This is a genomic window from Breznakibacter xylanolyticus, from assembly GCF_003254275.1.
In the GTDB taxonomy this organism is placed as follows: domain Bacteria; phylum Bacteroidota; class Bacteroidia; order Bacteroidales; family Marinilabiliaceae; genus Breznakibacter; species Breznakibacter xylanolyticus.
Genome location: NZ_QKZK01000007.1, coordinates 144,492 through 161,913, shown reverse-complemented (window position 1 = coordinate 161,913; position 17,422 = coordinate 144,492). Strand labels below are relative to the sequence as shown.

General features: G+C 46.2%; 18 protein-coding genes. 7 read left to right on the top strand and 11 right to left on the bottom strand.

Translation table 11 applies throughout. From position 1 onward, the window contains the following. The first annotated feature begins 238 nt into the window (after nt 1–238). From LX69_RS06015 to LX69_RS06000, 4 genes are all read left to right on the top strand, one after another. Nucleotides 239–1,738: an arabinan endo-1,5-alpha-L-arabinosidase gene (locus tag LX69_RS06015; protein ID WP_170124258.1), complete on the top strand. Its 1,500-nt coding sequence runs from the start codon at nt 239–241 to the stop codon at nt 1,736–1,738. Nucleotides 1,739–1,774: 36 nt separating this feature from the next. Then, nucleotides 1,775–2,899: an aldose epimerase family protein gene (locus LX69_RS06010; protein ID WP_111444920.1), complete on the top strand. Its 1,125-nt coding sequence runs from the start codon at nt 1,775–1,777 to the stop codon at nt 2,897–2,899. Nucleotides 2,900–2,992: 93 nt separating this feature from the next. After that, a complete protein-coding gene (locus LX69_RS06005; RefSeq protein ID WP_111444919.1) occupies nt 2,993–4,519 on the top strand; it encodes an alpha-N-arabinofuranosidase in 1,527 nt (508 codons plus the stop codon). 158 nt (nt 4,520–4,677) lie between these two features. Continuing rightward, nucleotides 4,678–5,676, top strand: coding sequence for an alpha/beta hydrolase (locus tag LX69_RS06000; protein WP_111444918.1), 999 nt, complete (start codon nt 4,678–4,680; stop codon nt 5,674–5,676). Between the two features lie 219 nt (nt 5,677–5,895). Here the strand turns inward: LX69_RS06000 and LX69_RS05995 are convergent, their stop codons facing one another. From LX69_RS05995 to LX69_RS05970, 6 genes are all read right to left on the bottom strand, one after another. Beyond that, a complete protein-coding gene (locus LX69_RS05995) occupies nt 5,896–6,474 on the bottom strand; it encodes a 2-oxoacid:acceptor oxidoreductase family protein (protein ID WP_111444917.1) in 579 nt (192 codons plus the stop codon). A gap of 70 nt (nt 6,475–6,544) precedes the next feature. Beyond that, complete coding sequence (locus tag LX69_RS05990; protein ID WP_111444916.1) at nt 6,545–7,306, bottom strand: thiamine pyrophosphate-dependent enzyme; 762 nt, start codon at nt 7,304–7,306, stop codon at nt 6,545–6,547. A 10-nt stretch (nt 7,307–7,316) separates the two neighbouring features. Beyond that, nucleotides 7,317–8,399 carry a 3-methyl-2-oxobutanoate dehydrogenase subunit VorB gene (locus LX69_RS05985; protein WP_111444915.1) on the bottom strand — a complete coding sequence of 361 codons (1,083 nt, stop codon included), beginning with the start codon at nt 8,397–8,399 and terminating at the stop codon, nt 7,317–7,319. Nucleotides 8,400–8,456: 57 nt separating this feature from the next. Further along, nucleotides 8,457–8,681, bottom strand: a complete 225-nt coding sequence (locus LX69_RS05980) for a 4Fe-4S dicluster domain-containing protein (RefSeq protein ID WP_111444914.1) — start codon at nt 8,679–8,681, stop codon at nt 8,457–8,459. Nucleotides 8,682–8,712: 31 nt separating this feature from the next. Then, on the bottom strand, nt 8,713–9,231 hold the full coding sequence (locus LX69_RS05975; protein WP_111444913.1) for a flavodoxin: 519 nt from the start codon (nt 9,229–9,231) through the stop codon (nt 8,713–8,715). Nucleotides 9,232–9,563: 332 nt separating this feature from the next. Continuing rightward, nucleotides 9,564–10,112 carry an ATP-binding protein gene (locus tag LX69_RS05970; RefSeq protein WP_111444912.1) on the bottom strand — a complete coding sequence of 183 codons (549 nt, stop codon included), beginning with the start codon at nt 10,110–10,112 and terminating at the stop codon, nt 9,564–9,566. A gap of 175 nt (nt 10,113–10,287) precedes the next feature. Here LX69_RS05970 and LX69_RS05965 point away from each other — a divergent pair, with 175 nt between their 5' ends. Beyond that, nucleotides 10,288–11,013 (top strand): hypothetical protein, encoded by a 726-nt coding sequence (locus LX69_RS05965; RefSeq protein ID WP_111444911.1) that lies wholly within the window; start codon nt 10,288–10,290, stop codon nt 11,011–11,013. Between the two features lie 117 nt (nt 11,014–11,130). Here the strand turns inward: LX69_RS05965 and LX69_RS05960 are convergent, their stop codons facing one another. Then, nucleotides 11,131–11,805 carry an aspartate kinase gene (locus tag LX69_RS05960; RefSeq protein ID WP_111444910.1) on the bottom strand — a complete coding sequence of 225 codons (675 nt, stop codon included), beginning with the start codon at nt 11,803–11,805 and terminating at the stop codon, nt 11,131–11,133. A gap of 242 nt (nt 11,806–12,047) precedes the next feature. Between LX69_RS05960 and dapA the strand changes: the two genes are divergently transcribed. Continuing rightward, nucleotides 12,048–12,935: a 4-hydroxy-tetrahydrodipicolinate synthase gene (gene dapA, locus LX69_RS05955; protein WP_111444909.1), complete on the top strand. Its 888-nt coding sequence runs from the start codon at nt 12,048–12,050 to the stop codon at nt 12,933–12,935. 60 nt (nt 12,936–12,995) lie between these two features. Here the strand turns inward: dapA and LX69_RS05950 are convergent, their stop codons facing one another. Next, the gene (locus LX69_RS05950; protein WP_111444908.1) at nt 12,996–14,066 is read right to left on the bottom strand and encodes an Ldh family oxidoreductase; all 1,071 of its coding nucleotides are present in this window, start codon (nt 14,064–14,066) and stop codon (nt 12,996–12,998) included. Between the two features lie 339 nt (nt 14,067–14,405). Here LX69_RS05950 and LX69_RS05945 point away from each other — a divergent pair, with 339 nt between their 5' ends. After that, complete coding sequence (locus LX69_RS05945) at nt 14,406–15,071, top strand: DUF2461 domain-containing protein (RefSeq protein ID WP_111444907.1); 666 nt, start codon at nt 14,406–14,408, stop codon at nt 15,069–15,071. 35 nt (nt 15,072–15,106) lie between these two features. Here the strand turns inward: LX69_RS05945 and LX69_RS05940 are convergent, their stop codons facing one another. The 3 genes from LX69_RS05940 to LX69_RS05930 all read right to left on the bottom strand — a co-directional run bounded on the left by LX69_RS05940 (nt 15,107) and on the right by LX69_RS05930 (nt 17,370). Then, nucleotides 15,107–15,400 (bottom strand): hypothetical protein, encoded by a 294-nt coding sequence (locus LX69_RS05940; protein ID WP_146260653.1) that lies wholly within the window; start codon nt 15,398–15,400, stop codon nt 15,107–15,109. A 37-nt stretch (nt 15,401–15,437) separates the two neighbouring features. Next, entirely contained in the window at nt 15,438–15,872 is a 435-nt protein-coding gene (locus LX69_RS05935; RefSeq protein WP_170124257.1) for a response regulator, read from the bottom strand. 331 nt (nt 15,873–16,203) lie between these two features. Continuing rightward, nucleotides 16,204–17,370, bottom strand: coding sequence for a hypothetical protein (locus tag LX69_RS05930; RefSeq protein ID WP_111444904.1), 1,167 nt, complete (start codon nt 17,368–17,370; stop codon nt 16,204–16,206). Nucleotides 17,371–17,422 lie beyond the last annotated feature (52 nt).

The following is a 17,422-nucleotide window of genomic DNA, read 5'->3' as shown; positions in this document are numbered from 1 at the left end:
TTACGGTAATTTTACAGTATGCAATCGGCCTAGGAATGCACTTGTTGGATTTAGGATTGAGGGCGGTTCTTATATGAAGGATGTTGTTGTGTGATGGAACTAATTTTATTGCAGCGAAAAACATTTCTGATGCTTTCATGTTTACCCATCTTGTATCTCTAAATTAAGGACTCGGATTCGCTCAGGTTTGGTATGATGATTTGTAGGGTTTTGTTGAATATCTTTATTTTTTGTTGATATGTTAAAGCATTCATTCAATCGTGTTTATCCCGTTGCGATGGGGTTTTTACTTGCGCTGATGGTCTCTTGTCAATCGTCGGTTAATCATAGTCCTGGCTGGACTGCCAATCCTTATCCTGACGATTATTCGGGCATCACTCCTTTGTCGAACAGGCATCAGTGGGGAGCTGCCAATGTGCATGATCCGGCGCTATTGAAAGTGGATAGCTGTTATTATGTATTCTCAACGGATGCTTATTATATGGCTCCGGGGGTGGAGTTTAATCCCGATTCTATTGCTGCGGGCCACATTCAAATCCGAAAATCAAACGACTTGATTAATTGGCAGTTTGTGGGTTGGGTATTTGATCGGGTACCTGATGATGCTGTTGCGCATGTGCGTCAGTTCAACGATGGCAAAGGGGGGGATGGTATTTGGGCGCCTTATGTGGTCAGGCATGAGGGTGAATATCGTCTTTATTATTCGGTGTCGGGTTTTGGAACCAATTCGTCGTATATCGGAATGGCCAAAGCCTCAAATCCCCAAGGACCATGGAGTCATGAAGGATGTGTGGTTAAAACTTCGCCTGAAAGCGTGATGAATGCCATTGATGCCTCCATTGTAACGGATGCTCAAAATGGGCGCATGTGGATGCATTATGGGTCTTATTTTGGTGGGCTTCATTGCGTTGAGTTAGATCCTGCTACCGGGTTGACACTTACTCCCGGCGATCAGGGGCATTTGGTGGCAACCCGTGCCAATCGAACCAATCAAATCATCGAAGCGCCCGAAATAATTTATCATCCCGACTTAAAGAAATACTTTCTCTTTGTCTCCTACGACCCGCTTTTTACGCATTATAATGTCCGGGTGGGGCGTTCCGACCATCCGCAAGGTCCTTTTCTCGACTTCTTTGGTAACGACATGGCTGATACCACTAATAATTATCCCATTCTAACCCATTCGTACCGGTTCAATAACCATCCCGGATGGTCGGGAAATGCTCACTGTGGGGTGATGAACGACAATGGGAAGTTTTTTATGCTGCATCAGGGACGTTTGGCCCCCGATAATCTGATGATGGTGATGCAAACCCGACAGATGTTTTGGCTCCCATCGGGTTGGCCGGTGGTGTCGCCCGAGCGTTATGCCGGTGTTTATTCGGCTCCCATCTCCAATGATGATGTTGTTGGTGAATGGGAAGTGATTACCCTGAATGAACTTCCCGATCAGGTGAAATTATGGCAAGGGCAAATTCCTCCCGGAGGATGGAATTACAACGATAAAATGTTCAACCTTTCTCAAAAAGTTGTGATGACTGATGCGGGGACTCTTACCTGTGGGCTGTCGGGACAATGGACACTGACCGGTGATGTGTTGAAGATGAATCAAATGGAGTGTATGGTTTTTCGCGGTTGGGATTGGGAGAATCAAAAAGAGTCAATTTTATTTTCAGGTTTGAATGAAAAAGGTGTTGCTGTTTGGGGAAAAAAGGTAAATTTGACTAATAAAAACTAAAAATTATCAACTCAAATTTATCAGTTCTTTATGTCTATGAAAACATTTGTAAAAGTTAATCAAATGCTGTCTGTTGCCGTAGTGGCAGCAGGTTTATTTGCATGTAATTGTGAAAAGAAAAGTTGTCAGCCTATTCAGGAAGAGGCTTGGGGGCAACTCCCTTCCGGTGATTCCGTTAAGCTGTTTACCCTGACAAGTAAAACCGGTATCGAAGTTAAAATCACCACTTATGGTGGCGCTGTGACTTCGATTAAAACTCCCGACAACAAGGGGCAGATGGGTAACATCGTGTTGGGCTTTGATAGTCTGGCGCCTTATGTGAAAGGAACTCCTTATTTTGGAGCTTTGATTGGCCGTTTTGGAAACCGTATTGCTCAAGGACGTTTTACCTTAAACGATTCGACCTATCAACTTGCCACCAACGATGGTGCTAACCACTTGCATGGCGGTATCAAAGGGTTTGATAAAGTCGTTTGGACTGCTAATCCAACCACCTCTTGTTGCGGCGCTCCTGCATTGGAACTCACCTATGTGAGTAAAGACGGTGAAGAAGGATATCCCGGTAATATGTCTGTGAAGGTAGTTTATGCGCTTGAGGACAACGATTTGAAAATTACTTATGAGGCAACGACCGATAAGGCTTGTCCTGTGAATTTGACCAATCATGCCTATTACAACTTGTCGGGAACGGGTACGATTCTTGATCATGAGTTGACCATTGATGCTTTGGAATATACGCCTGTTGATTCGACATTGATTCCCACCGGCGAATTGGTGAAGGTTGAAGGCACTCCTTTTGATTTTATCAAGCCTTTTGCCATTGGTGCCCGCATCGATCAGGTGCCTGGCGGATACGATCATAACTTTGTGCTCACGCCTGTTGCGGCTGATTCGCTTCGGTTTGCGGGTCGTTTAACTGATCCCAAATCCGGTCGTACCATGGAGATTATGACCACCGAGCCCGGGCTTCAGTTCTATTCAGGGAATTTCCTCGATGGTACCCTACAAACAGGTGATTGGTCGTTGGTGAAATACAGCGGTTTGTGTTTGGAGACTCAGCATTTCCCCGACTCGCCCAATAAGGCTAATTTTCCCTCGGTGATTCTTAATCCCGGCGAGAAATATACTTCGACTACCATTATGAAATTTGGGGTAAAGTAACCCAATCTTTAATCAGGAGGCACCGCTCGTTGAATAATCAACTTGGGTGCCTCTTTTGTTTGGTCATTATTAACTTTTGATATACTGATGAATATGAAAAGAATTTCTATTGCCTTTTTGCTGACGCTTGCCTTATTGCCTTTGTCGGCGCAAACCAAAATTACTTTGCAGGCCGATCAGGCCAAGGAGCGCATTAATCCTGAAATTTATGGTCATTTTGCCGAGCACCTTGGGCGATTGATTTATGGTGGAATTCTGGTCGAGCCGGGTTCTCAAATTGACAATATTCGGGGCTTCCGTACCGATGTGATTGGAGCCCTCCGCGACATGAAAGTGCCCATTTTGCGTTGGCCCGGCGGTTGTTTTGCCGATACTTACAACTGGCGCGATGGCATTGGTCCCAAGCAAAATCGTCCCTCTATTGTGAATATCCACTGGGGTGGGGTCACCGAAGATAACAGTTTTGGAACGCATGAGTTTTTCGATTTTTGTGAACTGATTGGTGCCGAACCATACGTGAATCTGAACGTAGGCTCAGGAACTGTGCGCGAAGCTGCTCAGTGGGTGGAGTACATTACTTCTAACAACCCCAGCCCGATGACCAATTTGCGCAAAGAAAACGGTCGTGATAAACCCTGGGATATCAAGTATTTTTGCATTGGTAATGAAAACTGGGGATGTGGTGGACACATGACGCCTGAGTATTATGCCGATTTGTATCGTAATTATGCAACCTATTGTGGTGGTGTGAAATATAAAATCGCCGGCGGTCCCAATGTGGATGATTATCGTTGGACGGAAGTGTTGATGAATAAAACGCAGCATCACAAGTTCCTCATGCAGGGATTGTCACTTCATTATTATACGTTCCCCGGTCGTTGGGAAGATAAGGGTTCTTCTATTGTTTTTGATGAACAGTCGTGGCATCAAACCTTGCGTCATACCTTGCGCATGCAGGAACTCATCAGCAAGCATGGCGAAATTATGGACAAATATGACCCCAAAAAGCAAATCGGCTTGATTGTTGACGAATGGGGAACCTGGTACGATGTGATGCCCGGTACGAACCCCGGCTTTTTGTATCAGCAAAATACGTTACGTGATGCTCTGGTGGCGGGGATCAATCTTAATATCTTCAACAACAACGCTGATCGGGTGAAAATGGCTAATATTGCCCAAATGGTCAATGTGTTACAGGCTGTAATTCTCACTCAGGGCGATGAAATGATTCTGACGCCCACTTACTATGTCTTTAAAATGTACAATGTGCACCATGGTGCTACGTTGATTCCCATGAACATTCAGACGCAAGATTATGTGATGGGAGATCAAAAAATTCCGATGGTCAATGCCTCTGCCTCCATCAAGGATAAAACGGTGAGTGTAACCTTGTGCAACCTTCACGCATCCCAATCAACCAAAGTTGAAATTGATGTGACTGGTTTTGAAGGCAAAACGGCTACCGGTCAAATCATCACCGGCGAAAAAATTACCGATTACAACGATTTTGGTAAGCCTGAAATGGTTGGTCTCAAGGCTTTTAATGTGGCCAAGCCTAAAGGCAATAAACTGACTGTTGAAATCCCCGCGAAGTCAGTTGTGTTAGTGCAAATGAAGTAATTTCAATTTCTTTTCCCTTATAAAGCCGTTGCCCTATAGCAGCGGCTTTTTTTGTGTTCGGTGGGAGCGATTTGTCAATATTTTATCATGAAAGCTCAATATTCACCAGTGAATATTAAAATGGGGGAGTATCTTGCAGTTATCAAAAATGATTGGTTATGATTCGATATCTTTTTAGTGGGATAGTGTGGTTGTTTTCCTTGTCTGTCAGTGCTCAACATTACCGAATGCATCCTGATGTGCCCGTTGATAGTTCGTTTACTGTAGCCAATGAGTATAAAAAGCACATTAAAAAACATCCGCTTATCAAAGTGGTTGATATGGGTGATACCTCGGGGTTGATGATTCATCGCAACATCACCTACGCAACGCTGGGGGAGAGAGAATTGCATTGTGATGTGTTTTATCCGAAGACGTCAGTGAAAAAAAAGCGTTTCCCGGTAGTGCTCATTGTGCATGGGGGAGGTTGGCGTAGCGGGGATAAAGAGATGGATCACCCCATGGCCTTTGAATTGGCACGACGGGGATATGCCACCATTTGCGTCGAATACCGTTTGTCGATGGAGGCGCTCTACCCGGCTGCCATCATCGACATCAAAACAGCTCTTCGCTGGGTACGAGCCAGTGCCGACGATTTCCCGTTTGATACGAGGCGAATTGCGATTCAGGGCACTTCAGCCGGAGGCCAAATGGCGGCACTCGTGGGTGCCATTAATGGTTATTATCCCGGGTTTCAGTCGTCAATTTATCGTCGTTATTCCGATCGTGTCGCAGCCGTGGTGAATATTGATGGCGTTTTGGCTTTTATCCATCCCGAGTCGGGTGAAGGGAAGGATACGCCCGGAAAACCTTCGGCTGCCACGTTATGGTTTGGAAAACCGGTGGCTCAAGATACGCTAACGAGAATGGAGGCCTCCGCTCTCACGCATGTGCACAAACACTCTGCGCCTTCCATTTTTATTAATAGTTCTATTCCCCGGTTTCATGGCGGACGCGACGATATGATTGCTAAAATGAAACAGTGGGGCATTGAGACCCGGGTTTACGAGCATGTCGATTGCATGCACACTTTTTGGTTGTTCCATCCATGGTTTGATGAAACCGTCAATCAAATTGATTCCTTTCTGGTTGAAACCATGAAAATTCGAAAGCGGTAAGAGGGGGTGATGATGTATAAAAAAGCTGCTAGAAAGCACATTGGGTGATTTGTAGCAGCTTTTTTGATTTTATTGTTGTAACTGCATAACTATATTTATAGAGTTCGTTGAGGTTTCTTCTCCTCACGGGTTCTCATCTTATCTCACTGCAACTCAGTGTCAGTTCTTAGTTGGTTACCCTGAGGAAGATGAGTTAACGCTTAGTTTCTTGTGGCTGATTTAATGACAATTGACACAGCAGTTGGCCGAAACCACGTTGACCGGAACGACAATTTCCATTCCTTTTTCAATGGCCTTCTCGTTTGATGGCAGTAAATGATGATGACGGCTCGGGAGCGAGCTTTTGAGGCCTTTGAGCACATCGGCCATGTGGACAATCGGTTTGACTTTCATGTAGGCGCCGGTCACAATCATGTTGAAGGTTTTCTGCATGTTAGAGCGAACCGCTTCTTCGGATGCATCCACGCGGTAAATGGATATATCTTTACGAGTGGGGTGACTCACGATGCCATTGCCATCGTAAATGAGTACACCTCCGGGTTTTACCATGCTTTCAAACTTGGTGACGGATTGTTGATTGAGCAGAATCGCTGTGTCAAACTCGTGCAAAACGGGCGAACTGATGCGGTTGTCGCTGATGATGACGGTGACGTTGGCTGTGCCGCCCCGCATTTCCGGACCATACGAGGGCATCCAGCTGACCTCTTTGCCCATCATCATGCCCGAATAGGCCAGGATTTTCCCCATCGAAAGGACGCCTTGTCCCCCAAAACCGGCTATAATTATCTCTTCTGTCATGGTTGTTATTCTTAATCCTTTGGTTCTTATATCATTGGATGACTCATGCATCGGTGGTATAAGAAATGCTTCAAATATTTTTTAAATCACCCAATGGATATTGCTGAAACATATGCTCTTCCATCCATTTGTTGGCTTGCACCGGACTCATTTTCCATCCCGAGTTGCAAGATGACACAATTTCGACCACCGAGGTTCCCTTTTGTGCCTTTTGGTTATTGAAAGCTTGTGTTATCGCCTTTTTGGCTTTGCGCACGTTGCCGGGAGTGTGTACCGACTGTCGGGTTACATAACATGTGCCGGGCAACAGAGCCAATAAATCGGACATTTTGAGCGGAAAACCATCGCGCTCGTGATTTCGTCCCGAGGGACAGGTCGATGCCTTCATCCCTTCGAGAGTGGTTGGCGCCATTTGTCCGCCGGTCATGCCATATATGCCGTTGTTGATGAAAATGATGACAATATTTTCTCCTCGGTTGCAGGCATGGATGGTTTCTGCCGTCCCAATTGCCGCTAAATCGCCATCGCCCTGATAGGTAAATACATACTTGTGTGGGTGGAGGCGTTTGACCGCCGTTGCCAGAGCCGGTGCCCGTCCGTGAGCAGCTTCCTGCCAGTCTATTTCCAAGTAGTTGTAAGCAAACACGGCACATCCCACCGGTGCAATACCGATGGTTTGTTCCTGAATTTGTAAATCTTCAATCACTTCGGCCACCAGTTTGTGTACTACCCCATGACTACAGCCGGGGCAATAATGCATTACCGCATCGCTGAGTACGGGTGTTTTGGCGTACACCAGGTTTTCGGGTTTTACGATATCGTTTGTTGTCATTGATATAGCATCATCCTTTAATGAATTGTTGTTTGATGGCATCTACCACTTCGCCCGGCGAGGGAATGATTCCTCCAAATCGCCCGAAATGTGCCACTGGTGTTTTGCCTTCTACGGCCAGGCGAACGTCTTCGACCATTTGCCCTGCGCTCATTTCTACCGTGAGGATCCCCTTCACTTGTTGCGCCAGTTTGTGAATGGCTTCTGTTGGGAAGGGGAAGAGGGTGATGGGGCGCAAAAGACCAACTTTCAATCCGTTTTCGCGGGCTATTTCAACTGCTTTTTGGCACACGCGGGCACTGGATCCATACGCGATGAGCAGGTAGTCTGCATCTTCGCACGAAAATGTTTCGTAACGCACTTCCGTGGCCTGCATTTGTTGATACTTGGCTTGTAATTTTTGGTTGTGTCGTTCCTGTTCGTCCGAAAGTAACTCCAGCGAAGTAATGACGTTTTTGGAGCGATGTGCTTTTTTCCCGGTGGTAGCCCAAGGATGAAGCTGTTCAATCTCTTGCTCAGTCCAGCGAGGCTGATAAGGGGGCAATGTGACTTTTTCCATCATTTGTCCAATCATTCCATCTGAAAGAATTAGAGCCGGGTTGCGGTATTTAAACGCCAGTTCAAAGGCTAAAGGCACAAAATCGGCCATTTCCTGTACTGAAGATGGCGCCAATACAATGAGCTTGTAGTCGCCATGTCCGCCTCCCTTTACACTCTGAAAGTAGTCACTTTGAGCCGGTTGGATGGTTCCGAGCCCCGGTCCGCCACGTACCACGTTAATTACCACGCATGGTAGTTCAGCACCCGCAATGTAGCTCAGTCCTTCTTGCATCAGGCTCATCCCCGGGCTTGATGAGGACGTCATGACTTTTTTCCCACAGCCGGCTCCGCCATATACCATATTGATGGAGGCTGTTTCGCTTTCGGCTTGCAACACCACCATCCCGGTGGTATCCCACGGGTGTTGCGCCATGAGCGTTTCCATAATTTCCGACTGGGGTGTGATGGGATAACCAAAATAACCGTCCACACCGTAGCGGATGGCTGCTTCGGCAATCGCCTCGTTTCCTTTCAGTAACTTTACTTCTTTCATTATTGATGTAATAACCGGATGGTTTTGTATCCGTTAATGATTCAATCTGTTTTGGGATTAAATTTTTACCCGATACACGGTGATACAGCTGTCGGGGCACACCATGGCGCAATTGGCGCAACCGGTGCAGGCATCGGGTAATGCCATGGCGGCATAGTTCATCCCCTTGGCGTTGAGCTCAACGGATAATTGAATAACTTGAGCCGGGCAGGCTTCGACGCACAAGGCGCAACCCTTGCATACAGCCGAGTCGACCACAATTGCTCCTCTAACTTTTGCCATTTTTATTGATTTGCTATGATTCTGATTTTTGTCAATAACCGAGTGCTTTGAGCCCTTTTATCCATGCTTGCAGGCGTGGGGTTGTCAGTTCCGGTTCGTTGTCTTCGTCGATGGGTAAGCCAATGAATTTGCCGTTGCGCAAGGCTGTCGAGTCGGTAAATTGGTAGCCATCGGGCAGGCATTCACCGTCGATGGTTGCACCCAGTTCTTTGCAGCGATCGTAAAGAATGGCCATGGCATCCACGAAGTTTTCGGGGTAGGTGAGGGCATCACCCAATCCGAAAATGGCGACTCGCTTGCCTGCGAGATTCATATTTTGCATTTGTGTTAGAAATGCATCCCAGCCCGAATCTTGGTGCGACGAGTCCCAGTTAGCTCTCCCAACGGTGCTGATGCCCATTATTATCCGCTCGTAATTGAGCAGTTCTGAGGCCTGGGTGCCTTGGATGCTGACCATTTTTATATCGGATCCTAATTCCGATGCTGCCATTTGGGCTACTTTATGAACGCTTCCACCTTGAGGACCGAAAAATACAGCTGTTTTGCTCATAGAAAACAATTTTTTAATGGTGAGTGACTATTTAAACGCATGTTTCACAACGTTATTGAACGTTGTTCGATGGTGCCGTCAATTTTTGAAACACCATGGGTGCTCAAATTGTTGTCACGCCAGTAAATGTAAATGATGATGAGGTATAAATATAAAACATGCAGGGCCGAGAAATGCCCCAACTTAACCCCAGGTGGTAATTCAGAATCTTCACGTCAAAATTGCGACTTTTTTTTATTTCTGCAAAATGAAAATTCTTCATTTTGGTTGCTGCCTGCGGTAAGTGGCAGATTGGTTGGGTTTAATCTAAATGAGTTTTTTTGTGTTTTGGGTTATGAGCACGCCGCAGAACCTGATTCATTCAAGAGCTCTCGTGTCATGGTTTTGATGAATCCTATCACTTTGGGGTGGGTCAGGGGGATCTCCTCCAGGGTGTGTCTGATTTCGTTGGTGTCGATGATAAATTGATTTTGTTGGCATCGATGCGTATAAATGAAATGCACTTCGGGGTGTCCGGCAATGAGAAGGGCGAAGACTTGGGGCCAATTTCCCCATGGCGGGCAGTCGATGTGAGAGGTGATGAATTGGGCTTCAACTTGTGTGCCTTTTCCCGGCTTGGACGTGATGTGTACATCGCCACCGGTTTGTCGGCTGTTTTGCTGTAATAAAGGAATTCCTAAGCCTACCTTTCGAGTGGTGCGTGACGTGAAAAACGGGTCGGTTACCCGGCAAAGAACGTCTTCAGACATGCCGATGCCGTTGTCCTGAATCGTTATTTTTACAATTGTGGGTGACTCTTCGATGGTTATTTTTACTTGCGAGGACTTTGCTGTAGTGGCGTTTTGAGCAATGTCAAGGAGGTGTGATGCGAGGTCTCTCATGGCTGAACGGCTCGTTTTTTCTTACTCAATTTAAGGATTTATTGTTTCTCTTGTGTCATCGCAAGGTCGTTTGCGTTCTTGTTTTTATTTGAGGCCATAATTTATTGTTTGGAATGAAAATAGGATTGTTTTATCTTGTGTCATCTTAAATATTAACCTTTCAAATAATCTGAGAATGAAAATCATTGGTGTTTTTTTTGTAGGGTGTTTTCTTTTGTTAGGACTTACCTCTTGTGGTGGTCAATCATCCGGGGGTGATAAGTCGGGTGCGTTGAATGATGGTGAAAAAATCTATCCGTTTAAATCGATCGAGGTCGAATATGTGACTCAAACTGAGGGGATGGGTGCTAAAGGCGAAGGGACGCGCACCATGTGGATTGCTGATTACGGGCGTCGTCAGGCCACGCTGAGTCATGATAAAACGGCTATGTCTATTATGGGACATTCTTCTGAAACGGAGAATCATACGTTAAGTATCTTGGATGGGAATGATTCCTATTCTATTGATTTGATTACCAAAACAGGTGTCAAAGGAAATGTGGAGGAAATGAAGCAAATGGGGAAAGTGATGGCAGCATCGTTTATGACAGATGTTAAAAATATGTCATTAAAGGATTTTGTTGAAAAAAATGGTGGGACATGGCATGGTCAGGAATCGTTTTTGGGAAAAACATGTGATGTTTTCGAGCTGATGGGAACCCGTCAGTGGCATTATCAGGGAATTGTGCTAAAAGTAGAAAGCACCATTGGAGGAATGAAGGTGGTTGAAGAGGCTGTCAGCATTAAAGAAGATGTCGCGATCTCGGATGACCGTTTTAAGGTTCCCGAAGGCATTACCATTACTCAGGCACCGACCATGGATGAGATGATGCAAATGAGTGGGACTACTGATGAGGAGTAATTTGTTCTGGGGATAGGGTTTGATGATATAACAAAGACGCAAAGACCATGTAATCCATGTACGCTTTGCGTCTTTATTTTATAATAAATGGCATCACTTTTTGTGATGTATGTCTTTTTAGGACAAATATTTGCCCGATGTTTTTAGCCCTTTGAGGATTGAAAACGCCCGATCCACATCTTCATCGTTGACGATGATGGTGAATTCATTGGTGGTCGACACCACTTCTTTAATGTTGATTCCGTCCCAAGCCAGCATTTTTAGTATTTGGTAGTAGAACCCGGTGAAGTGGATGTTGCCGGCCGGTAGTTTTAGTGTGATGGCCGAAAGATTGCTGCTTCGCCAAATGAGTTCTTCGTTTTTGAAATGAGCTTCAACGGTTGGTTCGTAAGAGCCGCTCACCACTAGGTTCGACTCAAAAACGCCCCGCACCAGGGTGTAAAATACATCCTGATTGTCGACCATCTCATTCATCAATGCTGTGTGGCATTGAAAAATGGTGTTGCTGTTCCTGAAGGTGAAATCAGTGAGGTTGGAGCGTACAATGATGTCGCCCAGTTGGTTGAGTAGGGCACCCACGTTGGTGTGCAGCGAATCGGAGAGTTGGGGGAGCATGCGGTTGAGAGCCATGACAATAGCACCCTCCTTGATTGGTTTTTGAACGATTTTCTCGACTTGAGGCTGAATTTTTCGCGCTACTGACGAGATGTTGACAATGCCCTCGCTCAGGGCTTCGGCCAAAAACGGTTTAACTTTAATGACGGTTTCTACGGCTTGTGCAACAGTTATCATACGGTGTGAATGTGTGGTGACTAATTGTTCGGGATCCTGGATTCTTAACAGATGTTTGACGGCATTTGTTAATGATAATTTATCGACTCTTTATGCTGAGCAATCTTCTGCAATAATACACAAAAAGTTAAGATATTAACACAATGTTACATTGGAAATTTATTTTTGCCTAAATTTTTTTTCAAGGGGGTGAAGCCGTATATTTGCTGAGTCATTCTAAACCTAAACGAATCGTAAACAGAATGGGAATTGCAGAATTAAGAGGATCAATCGTTGCCATTGTGACACCGTTTAAAGCGAACGGTGAGATTGATTTTGAAGCTTTTGACCGTTTGGTTGATTTTCATATAGCACAGCACACCGATGGGATTGTGGTTTGCGGAACTACCGGAGAAACTCCAACGTTGACCGAAGATGAGGATGCAGCGTTGATTGCTCATGCCGTCAAACGGGTCAATGGCCGCATTCCGGTGATTGCCGGTACTGGCAGTAATTCTACCCAGGAGTGTGTGGTTTATACTCAAAAAGCCGCTTCGCTGGGCGTAGATGGTGTGTTGATCGTGGCTCCTTATTATAACAAGCCCACGCAGGAAGGAATGTACCTGCATTTTTCGACGGTTGCCAAAGCGGTGGATGTTCCGGTGATTCTTTACAATGTCCCCGGGCGTACCGGAAGTAATATTTCGGTGAAACTGGCTTTGCGTTTGGCGAATGAGTTTAAAAATATCATTGGAATCAAAGAGGCTCAAGGAAGTCTTGCCGTAGTTACTCAGCTATTGGCCGGTCGCCCCCAAGGCTTTAAAGTATATAGTGGAGATGATTTTACATCGTTGTCGACCAATTATTTAGGAGCTGATGGTTGTATATCGGTGGTTGCCAATGTGATTCCCGGTGATTTTCAGCAGATGATGGCTTTGTCGATGAATGGCGAGGTGAAAAAGGCCAATGAAATATTCTTTAAGTATCAGCAGTTGATGGACTTGATGTTTATTGAGTCAAATCCCATTCCGGTTAAAACGGCATTGGCACACATGGGATTGATGGAAGAGGTATTTCGTGCACCTTTATGTGCGATGGAGTCTAAAAACAAAGAGGCTTTACTTCTTGAATTGAAAAAATTAGGTATTTGATAGTGATAGATAATGTGAAGATAAAAAAAGGGCCTTGTGGCCCTTTTTTTATGATGTGATTTAAAGTTCAACCCCCATTTTTTGTCCCAATGCCATCAGGTCTTCTACGACAGGTTGTAAAAGGTCAATGCCATCCTTGAGGCGTTGTGCGGTGATTTCTCGTTCCGGATCCCCGGGAATGAGTACTTTTTCTTCGCCATCCACCGGGACGGCTTTACGAAATGTCTCTATCCAGTTATCCATATGATGTTTAAATTCATCTGCGGGGCGAAAAGCATCCACACGCCAGGCTCCCACGAAGTGGCCGATGCCTTTGCCCACTGATTCAGAAATGGGATCGATATAGGCTACAAACGGGGGAACCCAGGGGCCGTAATTGGCGCCCGAAAGCACCGCCGAAAAAATATCGACCCAGCTGCTCAGGCAATACCCTTTGTGGGAACCGTGTGTGCGGTCGCTTCCCAATGGCAGCATGGCTCCCCCTTTTTTGAGGATGGCGGCATCGGTGGTGGGATTTCCATTTTCGTCCTGCGCCCATCCCTCGGGCATCGACATGTTTTTGCGTTGCAGTACTTCCAGTTTTCCATTGGCCACCGAAGTGGTGGCCATGTCGATGACCAATGGCGGTTGGTTTCCGGCCGGAATGGCCACCGAAATGGGGTTGGTGCCCAGGAATTTGCTTTTCGAAAAGGTAGGGGCTACCAATGGACTGGCGTTGGTCATGGCAAAGCCAATCATGTCGTGATCCAGTGCCATCATGCTGTGGTAGCCGGCAATGCCAAAATGATTGCTGTTTTGAACCGCCACCCAGCCCGAACCGGCTGTCCGTGCTTTTTCAATGGCAATGGCCATGGCTTTAGGGGCAACCACCAGTCCGGCACCCAAATCGCCATCCACAACGGCTGTGCTGGGGGTTTCGTGAATGATTTTCACCTGGGGGGTGGCGTTTAAGCGCTCTTTTTCCCAAAGTCGCACATAGCCGCTCAGACGGGCTACTCCATGCGAGTCTACACCTCGCAAGTCGGCAGATATCAGTACTTTTGCGGCTGTTTCTGCATCTTGGGCGGTGGAGCCCATTTTTATAAAGATGTTACGGGTAAAGGTTTCGAGTTGTGAGGCAGTGTAAATCATGTTGTTGGTTTTGCTGCCAAAATTATAAGAAAAACCTTGTTGGAGGGCTTTAAAAATGGCTAATTTGGAAGGCGCTTTTCAAATGGTGATTTGAGGTCATTGGGTTAATGTTATATCAATGTCGTTATGTTCGTGTTCTCGGATAAAAGGCAGGAAGATTTTTAGACGTCAGACAGATGGATGTGGGCGAAGAGACTGAGAAATCTGTCGATAAATTATTCGTTATCTAATCAACTGTCTAATCGTTTTAAGTATTCTTCTCATTGATAATCAACATTGTTTTTTTTGATTTAACGGTGTTGTGTTGTGAATCCTATTGTTAACACATTTTTATTTCAAATGGATATTTCAATCGTGCTTGATTTTCTGAAGGAGTTGTCCGCGAACAATCAGCGGGAGTGGTTTCATGCCAATAAGGCCGGTTACGAAACGGCCAAGGCTGCATTCGAGCGGGTAGCGCTGGAGCAAATTATGCGTGTCATTCGGTTGGATGACACGGTGGGGGCTGTTGAATTGAAGGATTGCACGTATCGCATCTATCGCGATACCCGATTCTCTGCCGACAAAACACCTTACAAAACGCACATGGGCGTGTATGTGGTTCGGGGTGGGAAAAAGAGCCCTTTTGCCGGTTACTATCTGCATTTAGAACCGGGAAATTGTTTTGTGTGGGGCGGCTCACACATGCCGCAGCCTCGGGTGCTTAATGCTTTGCGAGAGGAGATATTCCACCGCACCGGCGATTTTAAGGCCATTATTCACCATCCACAATTTAAAAGCTTGTTTGGCGATTTAGACGGAGAAAAACTCAAGACCGCGCCTAAGGGGTTTGATAAAAACTTTGTGGATATTGATTTGCTTCGTTACAAGTCTTACGGAGCCATGCACACGTTTACCGACATTGAAGTGACGGCATCCGATTTTAGCGAGAAGCTTGATGTGGTGATGGCTCCCATGGTGCCCTTGGTGAGATTCTTTAATAACGTGATTGAGGATTTGGAATGAGATTTCCAAATCCTCAATCACGTGTGAATGGGGTCTTATTCGGAACCGGCATCTTCGATGACTTCAAACAGGTTGCCATCGGAGAGTTTATGGATAAAAAAGTCCTGATGAATGGGAGAGAGCATTGCTTCGATAGATGATTTGGGGCAGTCGCAGGTATAAAAGAGGCTCCAATAGTCCTGACCATTGACCAAAGAGAGGGGTTTCATGCCATTGATGACACCTTTGTCCGACAGGGTTTTGATAGACCGAAAGAGCAAGCCTTCGTCGGTCGCTTTGTCGTCGTGGGTGTGTATCAGGATGTTGAAAGTTGCGATATGGGTTGCCATTTCTTTCATCACAAAATCTCCTTCTTGGCAATGCCAATCACAGTTTGAGTGATTGTGGGTAATATCTTCGTCCTTCTAAAATGTTGTGGATGGCATCTGGCAGGTCTTTGAATAACTGGCTTTTAAAAACACAGCCGTAAAAGCCGGTGTGAACCAGTTGACGCAGAAAAATGGAATCTTCGCTGGCAGTCACGGCCAGAATTTTCAGGTTAGGGAATTCCCACAGAAGCCGACGGGCGGCATTGATCCCATCCATCTCTTTCATCATGATGTCCATGATGATGATGTCGGCAGTGTATATCATGTCGTTGGCCAACGCTTCGACGCCGTTGGTGGCCTCTCCGCTGACTTTTTGCGCCAGTTCTTGTTCCAAAAACTCTCTTAATGCTGTGCGAAACGGGGCATTGTCATCCACAATAAAAAATTGTGCGGTTTGGATCATTTCCTGGGGTTCCTGATTGGAGGTATTCATGGTCGTTGTTTGTTTTGAGTGAAGCCGGAGTGATGTTTTTTTGTGTGTTTTCAGCCCGTGTTTCGTGCTGTTAAGCATCTTTTCGGCATTCTTCCAAAGTAACGGAACCTGTGACTGTAATCATAGAAAGGAAAGAGGGGTTGTGCTCGTACAAAAGAGCTATTTTGCACCCACCTAAAAAGGGGGGTGGGCTAACGGTGGTTGGTGGGTGTTGTTTGTCAGGTGTTTAGGTTTTAAAAAAAGAGGCATCCCTTGCGGAATGCCTCTTCAGACGAAAGCAAAACGGAACTGTATCCCTCACTCGAAAAAGGGAACAATCCATATTTTCGGGTTAGTTCAGAACATTGGTGTTGGCGTTCACTTTGTTGAGGGCATCGGGCAACCAGCTGGGTTTGGCAGTTCCATTGCCGGCACCGGTGGCAGTGGCGCTCTCGGTGATGTGCGATGATAATTCAGACACAAATTTCTGTTCTTCGGTAACATCTACATATTTCACGTTGGTGATTTTCACGTCGCCGGCCTCGATGCGGGCTTTGGTGGGAGCGTCTTTGGTTTCGCCATCATAGTAAAAATACTTGTGAGTGCTGGTTGCTTTTAAGCCACCGATCACGATGTTGTCAACGGTCACTTTGCCGGTTCCTTCTTTGAAGTAGAAGGGTTTTTCGCCCATGCCATACACGGTGAGGTTTTTCAGGGTGGCGTTGGTAAACGGTGTTTTGGCGCCATCGTTGCCGTTGTTTGAGCCTTCGATGCCCGATTTTGATGAGTTGTAGGCAATCCAGTTTTCACCGGTTCCGCTCCATCCGTCGGCAAAGTCGATGCCGTCGTCTTCGCTGTCAACTGACACGAGGTATTTGCCGTTCACAGCACCGCCGAAAAATTCGATGCCGTCGTCGCCACCTTTGTACGATACCACATACTCAACCGTGGTGCCTGAACCGACGCCAAACATCGACAGACCATTGAATTCTTTGGTGTCGGAATATTTGTAGCCGGTGTATTCGAGGCGCAGGTATTTGATGCTGCCCGAGTTATCGGCGTTGTTGTCGCCACCGTACAGCAGACCCGATACTTCGGCTTCGACGTTGGTTCCCACATTGGTGATGCCATAACCGCAAACCACCAATCCGCCCCATGAGCTGGATGCTTTCACATCGCTGGTCATCACCACCGGTTGGCTGCTTGAGCCGTTGATGTAGATTTTAGCACCGCGTTCTACGGCGATGTAACGCACTTGGGTGTCGGTTTCGCTGGTGGGAGTGGCCGAGATGACCGTTCCGGCAGGGATGGTGAGCGTGGCGCCTTCTTTCACGATGAGTGCTCCGGTGAGCTTGTATGTTTTTGAAGCGTCCAGGGTGATGTCGTCACCGGCAGGAATATCGCCCTGAAAGTCGGCGGCATCGGGGTTGAACACATTGGTTTGTTCGTTTTCATCTTCTTTACAGCCGGTATAAATCAAGGCCGAAATCATGCAAAATGACAGAAATAACTTTTTCATGTTTAATTGTTTTAGTTTTAAAATTTGGTCGTCTATTTTAAGTTCGATTCAT